Source organism: Gordonia sp. i37, from assembly GCF_002043085.1.
Taxonomy (GTDB): Bacteria; Actinomycetota; Actinomycetes; order Mycobacteriales; family Mycobacteriaceae; genus Gordonia; species Gordonia polyisoprenivorans.
In genome coordinates this window covers 1-11,190 of the sequence record NZ_MVPX01000012.1, presented here as the reverse complement: position 1 = coordinate 11,190, position 11,190 = coordinate 1, and the positions used below count along the sequence as shown (strand labels likewise).

Here is an 11,190-nt window from a genome sequence, read left to right as displayed (position 1 = left end):
TCCTGGCTGTTCCGGCACGCCACCGCCGGGCTCGACGTGCGCATCGAGTATCCGGACGGCACCCGCGGCGGCCGTCGCACCGACGATGTGCAGCCGCGCATGATCATTCGGCGCCCCACCGACTTCGCGCGCCGGGTCGGGTCTCACGGGTTGATCGGATTCGGCGAGTCCTTCATGGCCGGCGACTGGAGCACCGATGACCTCGTCGGCGTCCTCACCCCGTTCGCCTCTCGGGTCGCGCGGCTGGTCCCCCGACCCCTACAGGCGCTGCGCCGGGTGGTGCTGCCGAAACATCCCGAGGACGAAGAGAACACGACGGCCAACACCCGCTCCAACATCTCGCGCCACTACGACCTGTCCAACGAGTTGTTCTCCACCTTCCTCGACGAGACGATGACGTATTCGAGCGCACTGTTCGCCGACCCCGGGGTCTCGGCCGAACATGCCGTGCTGCATCCACTTTGGGATGATCTCGCCGATGCCCAGCGCCGCAAGGTGGACCGGCTGCTCGATCTCGCCGGTGTCGGGGAGGGCACGCGCCTACTCGAGATCGGAACGGGCTGGGGCGAACTGTGCCTGCGCGCCGCGGCCCGGGGGGCCACGGTCCGTTCGGTCACCCTGTCCTCCGAGCAGCGCGAGCTGGCGTTGCGTCGCGTCGCCGACGCCGGCTTCGCCGACAAGGTGCAGATCGATCTCCTCGACTACCGCGAGGTCGACGGCACCTACGACGCCGTCGTGTCGGTCGAGATGATCGAGGCCGTCGGTGAAAAGTATTGGCCGACATACTTCTCCACCATCGACCGCGTCCTCGCGCCCGGCGGGAAGGTCGCGATCCAGGCCATCACCATGCCGCACGATCGCATGCGCGCCTCCCGCCACACCTACACCTGGGTGCACAAGTACATCTTCCCCGGCGGTCAGCTCACCTCGCTGCCCGCGCTGCGCGCCGTCACCGACAAGCACACGACGCTGCGGCTGACCGACTCGCTGTCGATGGGCGCGCACTACGCCGAAACGCTGCGGCTCTGGCGCGAACGCTTCGATTCCCGTCGGCGCCGGATCGCCGACCTCGGCTTCGACGCCACCTTCATGCGGATGTGGCAGTTCTATCTCGCCTACTCCGAGGCCGGATTCCGGGCGGGGTACCTCGACGTCCACCAGTTGTTGTTCACCCGCAGCTCGGCCGGCACGGCTCCCCGGAAGCGGTCATGACCGGTTGGTCGGGATTTCTCGTCCTGACGCTGTCGTCGCTGGTCCTGCTCGCGGTGATGCAGGCGGTCACCTTCGCGATCGGCTATCGGATCGGGCGTTTCAACGTCGTCGACGTCACGTGGGGCCTCGGATTCGTCGGCGTCGCCTGGTTGTCGCTGATCCTCGGCGGCGGTGACCCCACGCGCCGCTGGCTGCTGGCGCTCGGCGTGAGCGTGTGGGGGCTGAGACTGGCCTGGCACATGGTCGGCAAATCGAAGGGCAAGGGCGAGGACCCGCGCTACACCGAGATGCTGGAACGCTCGGGTGGCAACGGTTTCGCGGTCGTCGCGCGCAAGATCTTCGCGACGCAGGGGGCCGCGCAGTGGTTCGTGTCGCTGCCGATCCAGGTGTCGGCGGTCGCCGGCCCCACCCCCGCACTCGCATGGATCGTCGGCGGCCTCGGCATCGCGCTGTTCACGCTCGGGCTGTGCTTCGAGGCGATCGGCGATGCGCAACTGCGCGCCTTCAAGGCCGACCCCGCCAACAAGGGCGCGATCATGGATCGCGGACTCTGGGCGTGGACGCGTCACCCCAACTACTTCGGCGACGCGTCGGTGTGGTGGGGCATCTGGCTGCTGGCGGCGACATCGGGGGCGATGACCACCGGTCCCACGCTCGTCCCGTGTCCCGGCGTGCTCACCGTCCTGTCACCGGTGGTGATGACCTACTTCCTCGTATTCGCCACCGGCGCCCGGTTGCTGGAGAAGTCGATGAGCACGCGACCCGGCTATCCCGAGTACCAGCAACGCACCTCGTACTTCTTCCCGCTGCCGCCCTCGTCGACGCCAACGGCCGACTCCCGCGCCACGCCATGACCGCCGGGTTGGCGGTGGCCCGGCCGTCAGGCCGCACGATGACACAGCCGGCAGGCCTCCCGATGACCCGGCCGGCAGGCCTCCCGATGACCCGGCCGGCAGGCCTCCCGATGACACAGCCGGACGGCCGCCCGGTGTCACCGTTGCTCGGCCCGTCGGCGACCGCACCGGGAGATCTCCGGGCGAGCCGGACACCCGAATCGTTGAGTGGCCCCCTGCCGCGGGTTAGGGTGATCGGCGATGAGATCAGAGGCGTCGAGGTGACGGCAACCGACGGCCGCGAGGACGCGGCACTGCCGGATCTGCTGGCGCGGATCGCCGACGGCGACTCGGCGGCCTTCGCCGAGTTCTATGACCGGACCGGGGATCGCGTGTACGGCATGGTCCTTCGCGTTCTGCGCGATCCGGGATACAGCGAGGAGACCACGCAGGAGGTGTTCCTGCAGGTGTGGCGGTCGGCCGACAAGTTCGATCCGGCGGCCGGGTCGGCGCTGAGCTGGTTGATCACCCTGGCGCACCGACGCGCGGTCGACCGGGTGCGCTCCGAGGTCGCCGGCGATCGGCGGGAGACCACCTACAGCCAGGCCACGGCGACGATCAGCTTCGATCAGGTCGCCGACGCCGTCGAGGTCCGCGAGGCACGTGAACGCGTCATCAACTGCCTGGGCAGTCTCTCCGACATCCAACGCGAGTCGGTGTCGCTGGCCTATTACCGCGGGCTGACGTACCGGGAGGTCGCCGAGCAGCTCTCGGTCGCACTGCCGACGATCAAGTCGCGCATCCGGGACGGTTTGGCGCGTCTGCGGGAATGCCTGGGGGATCGGGATGTCTGACGACGAGTTGCTCGCGATGGCGCCGCTGATGGGACTCGATGCCCTGTCGCCGGCAGAACTGGACTCGGTCCGACGCCGGCGTGCGCAGGCCGACGACGCGGTGCGCGCGGAGTTCGACGCGCTCGTGGCCGCGACCCGGGAGACGATGGCCGCGGTCAGCGCGTCGACCGCGATGACCCCGCCCGCCGAGCTGCGTGACCGACTGTTGGCTGCGGCCACGGCCGAGGCCCGCGAGGCCGCCCACCCGACCACCGCCGGTGTCCGCGAGATCCGCCCGCGATCGACCGACGACCCCGCACGCTCGGATGCCCCGGAGTCCGTCGCGTCGGGCGGTGCCGCGGCCGCTCCCGACGTCACCCGGACCGGACGTCGGATTGCCTATCTCGCCGCTGCCGCGGTGGTCGCCGTCGCGGTCGGGGCCATCGGGTGGGCGATCGGCAGTGGACTGTCGAGCAAGACCACCACCGAACAGCCCACCGCCGCCAAGGTGTTCAGCGCCAAGGACGTTCGGACGAGCTCCGGGTCGGTGGCCACCGGTCGGGCGTCGGTGACCTACTCCGAGCGCGCCGACGCGGCGGTCCTCGTGATGAACGACGTGCCACCACCTCAGCCCGGCACCGTCTATCAAATGTGGCTACTCGGCCCGCAGGGCGCCACCCTGGCCGGCACGATGACCGACAAGGACGTCGCACCATCGACGACTGCGGTCATCCCCCATATCGGCGACGCGACGGCGCTGGGCTTCAGTGTCGAACCCGCCGCCGGCGCAACGTCTCCCGGTTCGATCGTCGCCGAGCTCCCGCTGCGCTGATCATGACGCCCAGACCGGCTCACGTCCTCTCGGTGACGGGAGCCGGCGCAGCCATGGGTTCCTCACCTATTGACAGAACACCGGGCTGGCACAACACTTGTTGCAACAGGTGCGCAGAGTTGCGCACAGAGCAACACTGTGACCCGCCGTCCGTAGGGGCTCGCGCACGTCCACGCGCCCGTGCGAGCCCTGACCGCCACCGTGGGCGCGTCCCACGCACTCGTTCGTGTTCGCGGTCTCGTCATGTTCATCCCGTCTTTCGTCACCCCCGTCTTCGTCATCAGTCGTGAGAACACCATCCACCAACGCGGAGAGGCCACTTCACGTGAGCACCACCGATCAATCCGTCTCGTCGGACACCTTTTCATCACCGCTTCTGGGCGAGGCCCAACTGTTCACCGCCGGGCGGTGGCATCACGCCGCCGACGGCGGTACCCGCGAGATCATCGACCCCGCGCTCGGTGAGAGCTTCATCCGGGTCGACGAGGCCACCCCCGAGGACGTGACCGCGGCGATCGCGGCCGCCCGCACCACCTTCGACGACGGCCGGTGGCCGGCCACCCCGGTCGCCGAACGCGCCGCACTGCTACGCCGCATCGCCGATCTCCTCGTCCGGGACAAGGCCGAACTCGCCCGCATCGAGACCCTCGACACCGGAAAAACACTGGCCGAGAGCGAGATCGACATCGACGACGTCGAGTCGGTTCTCCGCTATTACGCAAGTCTGGTGGAGACCGAGGCCGATCGGGCCGTCGACACCGGGGTGCCCGGGGTGATCAGTCGGGTGGTGCGCGAACCGATCGGGGTCTGTGTGCTGATCGCACCGTGGAACTATCCACTTCTGCAGATCTCGTGGAAGATCGCCCCTGCGTTGGCCGCCGGTTGCACAATGGTCGCCAAGCCCAGCGAGGTCACCCCGCTGAGCACCATCGCGTTCGTCCGGTTGTGCGAGGAGGCCGGTGTGCCTGCAGGTGTGCTGAATCTCGTTCAGGGAGCCGGTTCGTCGCTGAGTGCCGCACTCACCGACACCGACGAGGTCGATTTCATCTCGTTCACCGGCGGGCTCGCCACCGGGCGGATCATCTCCGAGACCGCCGCGCGTCACGTCACCAAGGTCGCCGTCGAACTCGGCGGAAAGAACCCGCACATCGTCTTCGCCGACGCCGACTGGGACTCGTCGGTCGAACAGGTACTCGCCGGGGTGTTCCTGCACTCGGGCCAGGTCTGCTCATCCGGAACGCGGCTCATCGTCCACGAATCGATCGCCGACGACTTCGTCGACGCCCTCGTCGCCCGGGCCGGCCAGATCGTCATGGGCAACGGACTCGACCCGGCCGCCAAGACCGGCCCCCTGGTGTCGCAGGCCCAGCTGGACAAGATGAACGCCCACGTCGCGTCGGCCATCGCCGAGGGCGCACAGTTGCGCTGCGGCGGTGGACATCCCGAGCGTGAGGGACTCGCACCCGGCGGATACTGGTTCGCGCCCACCATCTTCGACCACTGCGATCGCACGATGTCGGTGGTCCGCGACGAGACCTTCGGGCCGATCCTGACCGTCGAGCGATTCACCACCGAGGAGCAGGCACTCACCCTCGGCAACGACACCGATTACGGGCTGGCGGCCGGGGTGCGCACCTCCGACGCCGCGCTGGGCGAACGCATGGTGCGCGCGCTGCGCCATGGGACGGTGTGGCTCAACGACTTCGGCTACTACACCCCGGCAGCCGAATGGGGCGGATTCGGGAAGTCCGGCAACGGACGTGAACTCGGCCCCACCGGTCTCGCGGAATACCAAGAGACCAAACATATCTGGCACAACACCGCGCCGTCGGCGTCGCAGTGGTTCACTCCGCACGAGGATGATCAACAGAAGGACGATCAATGAGTACAGCTCCCACTGGTGCGCCGAAGGATTCGGCGGACGAATCGTACGGCCTGTCCGACTTCGGCTACAAGGAGTCCCTCGACCGCTCCATCGGCAAGTTCGCCAGCTTCGCCGCGGGCGTCAGTTACATCTCGATCCTCACCGGCACCTTCCAGCTGTTCTATTTCGGATTCGGCACCGCGGGCCCGGCCTATCTCTGGTCATGGCCGATCGTCTTCGTCGGACAGCTCTGCGTCGCACTGTGCTTCATGGAGCTCGCCGCCAAGTACCCGGTCGCCGGGTCGGTCTACAACTGGGCCAAGCGGCTCGGCAGCCAGGTCGTCGGCTGGAGTTCGGGCTGGCTGATGTTCACCGCATCGGTGGTCACCCTCTCGGCGGTCGTCCTCGCCCTGCAACTCAACCTGCCGCGGCTGTGGAGCGGCTTCCAGATCTACGGCGACGCCTCCGATGCCACCGACGCGGCCGTCAACGCCGTCATCCTCGGCGCGATCCTCATCGCCTTCACCACGGCCATCAACGCCTGGAGTGTGAAACTCATGGCGCTGATCAACTCGGTCGGCGTGTTCGTCGAGCTCATCGCCGCGGTACTGATCGCGATCATCCTGGCCTGCAACATCACTCGCGGTCCGCAGGTCTTCTTCTCCACCAACGGCTACGGCGCCGGTGAGAGCGGCGGCTATCTCGGTGCGTTCCTGGTCGCATCGCTCGCCTCGGGATATGTGATGTACGGCTTCGACACTGCCAGCTCACTCGGCGAGGAGACCGTCGAACCTCGCCGCACCGCACCCAAGGCGATCCTCCGAGCCATTCTCGCCTCGTTCGTCATCGGCGGCGCCATCCTGGTCTTCGCCATCATGAGCGCGCCCAACCTCGACGACCCCGAACTCGGAACCCTCGGCGGCGGCCTGCAATACATCGTCGAGCAGGTGATGTGGGGGCCGGCGGGCAAGGTCTTCCTCGTCGCGATCGTCGTGGCGGTCACCGTTTGTTCGCTGGCCGTGCACACCGCCGCCATCCGACTGATGTTCGCGATGGCCCGCGACAACGCCTTGCCCTTCGGTGAGAAACTGGCCACCGTACATCCCACCCGCCAGACACCGGTGATCCCGGCCATCGTCATCGGTCTCGTCGCGGTGCTGATCCTCGTGATCAACATCGATCAGGCGCAGATCTTCACCGTGCTCACCTCCATCGCGATCATCATGATCTACCTGGCATACCTCCTGGTGACCGCACCGCTGCTGCTCAAACGAGTCCGCGGGGAATGGCCGCCGAAGGATCTTGCCGAAGGCGGCTACTTCACCATGGGTCGGTGGGGCCTGCTGGTGAACATCGTCGCCGTGGTCTGGGGCGTTGGCATGGCACTCAACCTGGCGTGGCCACGCTCGGCGGTCTACGGCGATCCCTGGTACAACACCTGGGGCGCCTTCGTCTACATCGGCATCATCTTCGGCGTCGGCTTCATCTGGTACCTCACCGTCGGCCGTCGCCACATCGGTGTGCTCGAATCCCATTCCACCGCATCCAAGCTGCCCACCGCCGACCAGATCGGCGGCGGACTGTGAGCGAGTCCCCTGCTGGTCGTATCCCGGTTCGACACATCACCCCCGAAAGGATCTGAGCGCGCTCATGACCTCTTACGACTACGTCATCGCCGGTGGCGGAACCGCCGGATGTGTGCTCGCTGCACGGCTTTCCGAGGATCCGGCCGTCACGGTCTGCCTGATCGAGGCCGGGCCCAGCGACGTCGATGATCCGAACATCCTGGTACTCAAGGAGTGGATGCACCTGCTCGACTCCGGATACGACTGGGACTATCCGGTCGAACCACAGGAGCGCGGGAACAGCTTCATGCGGCACGCCCGCGCCAAGGTGCTCGGCGGGTGTTCCTCGCACAACTCGTGTATCGCGTTCTGGCCGTTGGCCCAGGGGTTGCGTGACTGGGAGGCGGCCGGCGCGACCGGCTGGGGACCGGACGACGTGCTGCCCTACGTCTCCCGCGTCGAGAACAACGTCGCCGACGGCGACTACCAGGGCTATCCGCACGGTCACGACGGGCCGGTCCGATTGCGCGACGTCCCGCCGGTCGATCCGTGCGGCCAGGCTGTCCTCGACGCCGCCGCGAAGGTCGGTCTACCCACCGTGCAGTTCAATCGCGACCAGTGGCATCTCAACGGCGCCGGATGGTTTCAGATCAACGCGAACGAAGCCGGCGAGCGCATGTCGACCTCACACGCCTACCTGCATCCCATTCTCGGCACCCGCCCCAACCTCACCGTGCTCACCGACAGCTGGATCAGCGAGATCCTGATCGACGACTCGCTGCGCGCCACCGGTGTGCGATTCCAACGACCCGACCTCACCGGATACGACGAAGTGACGGCCGACCGCGAGGTGATCGTCACCGCCGGTGCCATTGACACGCCGAAACTGTTGATGCTCAGCGGCATCGGCCCGGCCGAGCATCTGCGCGAGATGGGCGTGACCGTTCGCGTCGACTCCCCCGGGGTCGGCGAGAACCTCGACGATCACGTCGAGGGACTGGTGTTCTGGGAGGCCTCTCGCCCGATGGTCACCGACTCCACCCAGTGGTGGGAGATCGGATTGTTCACCACCACCCAGGAGGGGTTGAACCATTCGGATCTGATGATGCACTACGGCAGTGTGCCCTTCGACATGAACACCCTGCGCTGGGGCTATCCGACCACCGAGAACGGATTCTGCTTGACCCCCAACGTCACCCAGGGCCGATCACGCGGGACCGTTCGTCTGCGGTCACGGGATTTCCGGGACCGGCCCAAGGTCGACCCGCGTTACTTCACCGATCCCGACGGCCACGACGAGCGCGTCATGCTCGCCGGCGTCAAGCTCGCCCGCCGCATCGCCGAGCAGTCACCGCTGCGGGAATGGGTGGCCCGCGAACTCGCCCCGGGCCCCGACGTCACCTCCGACGACGAGATCATCGATTACTTCCACAAGACCCACAACACCGTCTACCACCCGGCCGCCACTGCGCGAATGGGTGCCGCCGACGACCCGATGGCGGTGCTCGATCCGACCCTGAAGGTCAAGGGTGTCACCGGTTTACGGGTCGTGGACGCCTCGGCGATGCCCAACCTGCCGATCGTCAACCCCAACATCACGGTGATGACGATGGCCGAGAAGTGCGCCGACCTGATCCGCTCCGGTACCTGAGTGATGGCCGGGGCCGAGGACTCCGACACCGTCGAATTCCTGGGAGCCCATTCACCTTTCCAGGAACTGGCCGACGATGAGCTGGCCCGGATCGCCGCGGGCGCGAGCGTCCGTCGATTTCGCGCCGGGGAGGTCATCGCCGAATACGGTCACGGCTCCGCGGATGCGGTGTTCATGGTGCGCGCCGGACGGGTCGAGCTGACGGCTCCTGGGGCAGAACTCGATCGCCCAGAGGTGTTCGAAACCCTGGGCCCTGGAGCATTGTTCGGCTACATACCACTCATCATCGGCGGTGAGGCACGGTTCGTCGCGCGTGCTGCCGAGCCGGCGTCGGCGATCGCATTGCCCGCCGACGAGGTGCGGGCCGTGCTCGGCAGAAGGTCGGGACTGACCTTCCTCGCCGAGTCGGCCTGGCAGTCGATCTCCGCCCGGCCCGCACCCACCGCGGGTTGGTCGTCGACGACGCGGGTGTCGTCGTTGATCCGCGACTCTCCGGTGTTCGTCGCTCTGCACACCCCCGTCGTCGAGGCGGTGCGCGCGATGGGTGCAGCCGGCCAATCGTGTGCGCTCATCGAGTTGCCCGACGGCACACTGGGAATCGTCACCGAGAGCGACGTCACCCACCGTGTCGTCGGTGCCGGACGGTCACCGGATGTGCCGGTCGCCGAGGTGATGACCGCACCGGCCCGCTCCGTCGACGCCGGACGCTACGCGATCACCACCTGGCTGGAGATGTTGGAGGCCGGCGTTCGTCACATGCCGGTGTGTTCTCCGCGGGGCCGCGCCATCGGGGTATTGGAGGAGACCGATCTGCTGGTCGCCGCGAGCCGTGGCGGCTCACTGCAGCGACGGATCGCTCATGCCACCGACGCCGCCGCACTCGCATCGGCAACCCAGGCCATGCCACGTTTGGCCGATGACCTCGTGAGCGCGGGCCTCGATGCGGAATCCACGTGCGGTGTGCTGTCGTTGATCATCGACACCACTGCCCGCCGTGCCGTCGAACTCGCGCTAGAGGATCACCCCGACTTGTCGGGCTTCGCCTGGATCACCCTGGGTAGCGTGGCGCGGCGGGAGGCGATGCCGTCCTCCGACGTCGACTCGGCCCTCAGCTGGATCGACGACGGCGACCGTTCGGCGGACGAGTTCCGTGCGCTGGCCCGCCGCACACACACGATCCTCGACGATTGCGGTCTGCCCGCCGACACCAATGGTGCCGTGGCCTTCTCGCCGAGTTTCTCCCGCTCCTGCGACGATTGGTTGCTCGCAGCACGACGATGGTTGTCAGCACCACTCGCCGATCACGGGCTCATCATGTCGTCGCTGCTCATCGACGGTCGCGTCATCCTCGGTCCCGAAAGCCTGCACACCGCACCCTCGGCGTTCTCGTCGATGCCGGCCGACCATCCCGAAGCCCTACGCCTGCAACTGCTCAACGCGCTGTCGCTGCGGCCGCGCGTACGGAGCCTGCGCGACGTCCTGTCCCGTCGCGGCGGGACCGTTGACCTGAAGGCGCACGTCATCGCACCCATCGTGAACCTCGCACGCTGGGCCGGCCTGACTGCGGGGATCACCTCGGCTCCCACCCCTGCGCGCCTGCACAGCGCCGTCGACGTCGGCACCCTCACCTCCGCCGAAGCCTCACTGCTGCATGAGGTTTTCGCCATGACCCAACGCCTGCGGCTTCGTCACCAGATCACCCAGCTCCGCGCCGGCCACACCCCCGGCGACGTCATCGTCCTCAGCGATCTCAGCCCCTTGGAACGCAGCATGCTCAGCGAAGGCGTTCGCGAGATCAGCGACATCCAACGTCGAGTTCGCACCCGAATCACGGTTCCCCTCAACTGACTTGCGGCTCCCGCTCCAACTGTCGAGCACTCTCCCCCCCCCGATCCGCGAGAGCCGTTCCCCGATGCTCGACAACCCCTCTCCCGATGCTCGGTAGCCTTTCCCCCCGCTCGAGAGCCTTTCCCCCCAATGGTCGAGACCCCTGTGCTCGATAGTCTTCCCCCGATGGTCGAGGTGCGAGCCGCGTGCGGCGAGCCTCGAGACCCGGTGAGACAACAAGCTTCCCAACCACATCGAGAGCAAGACAAACGAAAAGCCGCACCCCCTACCACACCCCACCGACAGAAAACTGCCGCCAGCCCACCCCCGAAACCCGTTGTCCACAAGCACCTTTCCCTCCGCACACTCGTCGAACACCCTTGCCTTCATTCAAATGTTCGAGTACGATGGAGCCATCACACCGATCAGCCACTGGGGAGGGGCCCATGATCGACACCACCGAAGCTCTTGACGCCGAAGCGGTTTTCGCGGCGATCGTCAGCCAACTCAGCGACCTGCAATGGAATCCGGAGATGACCGGGCCACAAGCTTTCGGTGCGATGAAACAAGTCC

At 67.2% G+C, this 11,190-nt stretch carries 8 protein-coding genes and 1 pseudogene; all 9 read left to right on the top strand.

Features of this window, described 5'->3' with window-relative positions; all coding sequences use genetic code 11:
- The coding region (locus B1964_RS00580; RefSeq protein ID WP_079928410.1) for a class I SAM-dependent methyltransferase at window positions 1-1,212 on the top strand (1,212 nt) is incomplete at its 5' end.
- Window positions 1,209-2,066: a DUF1295 domain-containing protein gene (locus tag B1964_RS00575; protein ID WP_079928409.1), complete on the top strand. Its 858-nt coding sequence runs from the start codon at window positions 1,209-1,211 to the stop codon at window positions 2,064-2,066. The genes B1964_RS00580 and B1964_RS00575, both read left to right, overlap by 4 nt.
- Before the next feature lie 260 nt (window positions 2,067-2,326).
- Window positions 2,327-2,899, top strand: a complete 573-nt coding sequence (gene sigK, locus B1964_RS00570) for an ECF RNA polymerase sigma factor SigK (RefSeq protein ID WP_172398708.1) — start codon at window positions 2,327-2,329, stop codon at window positions 2,897-2,899.
- Window positions 2,892-3,710, top strand: a complete 819-nt coding sequence (locus tag B1964_RS00565; protein WP_014358384.1) for an anti-sigma factor — start codon at window positions 2,892-2,894, stop codon at window positions 3,708-3,710. Before sigK ends, B1964_RS00565 begins: the two co-directional genes overlap by 8 nt.
- 376 nt (window positions 3,711-4,086) lie before the next feature.
- A complete protein-coding gene (locus tag B1964_RS00560) occupies window positions 4,087-5,595 on the top strand; it encodes an aldehyde dehydrogenase family protein (RefSeq protein WP_172398707.1) in 1,509 nt (502 codons plus the stop codon).
- Window positions 5,592-7,160, top strand: coding sequence for an amino acid permease (locus B1964_RS00555; RefSeq protein WP_079928406.1), 1,569 nt, complete (start codon window positions 5,592-5,594; stop codon window positions 7,158-7,160). Before B1964_RS00560 ends, B1964_RS00555 begins: the two co-directional genes overlap by 4 nt.
- 64 nt (window positions 7,161-7,224) lie before the next feature.
- Window positions 7,225-8,790, top strand: coding sequence for a GMC family oxidoreductase N-terminal domain-containing protein (locus B1964_RS00550; protein ID WP_079928405.1), 1,566 nt, complete (start codon window positions 7,225-7,227; stop codon window positions 8,788-8,790).
- A 3-nt stretch (window positions 8,791-8,793) separates the two neighbouring features.
- A complete protein-coding gene (locus B1964_RS00545) occupies window positions 8,794-10,638 on the top strand; it encodes a putative nucleotidyltransferase substrate binding domain-containing protein (RefSeq protein WP_253193833.1) in 1,845 nt (614 codons plus the stop codon).
- A 386-nt stretch (window positions 10,639-11,024) separates the two neighbouring features.
- Window positions 11,025-11,190, top strand: a pseudogene (locus tag B1964_RS30850) (HNH endonuclease); the annotation flags it as partial.

What these genes read in the sequence shown, in the direction of transcription:
- B1964_RS00555 (WP_079928406.1), top strand. Translation starts at nt 5,592, where the DNA reads ATGAGTACAGCTCCCACTGGTGCGCCGAAGGATTCGGCGGACGAATCG.
- B1964_RS00545 (WP_253193833.1), top strand. Translation starts at nt 8,794, where the DNA reads ATGGCCGGGGCCGAGGACTCCGACACCGTCGAATTCCTGGGAGCCCAT.
- B1964_RS00575 (WP_079928409.1), top strand. Translation starts at nt 1,209, where the DNA reads ATGACCGGTTGGTCGGGATTTCTCGTCCTGACGCTGTCGTCGCTGGTC.
- B1964_RS00550 (WP_079928405.1), top strand. Translation starts at nt 7,225, where the DNA reads ATGACCTCTTACGACTACGTCATCGCCGGTGGCGGAACCGCCGGATGT.
- B1964_RS00565 (WP_014358384.1), top strand. Translation starts at nt 2,892, where the DNA reads ATGTCTGACGACGAGTTGCTCGCGATGGCGCCGCTGATGGGACTCGAT.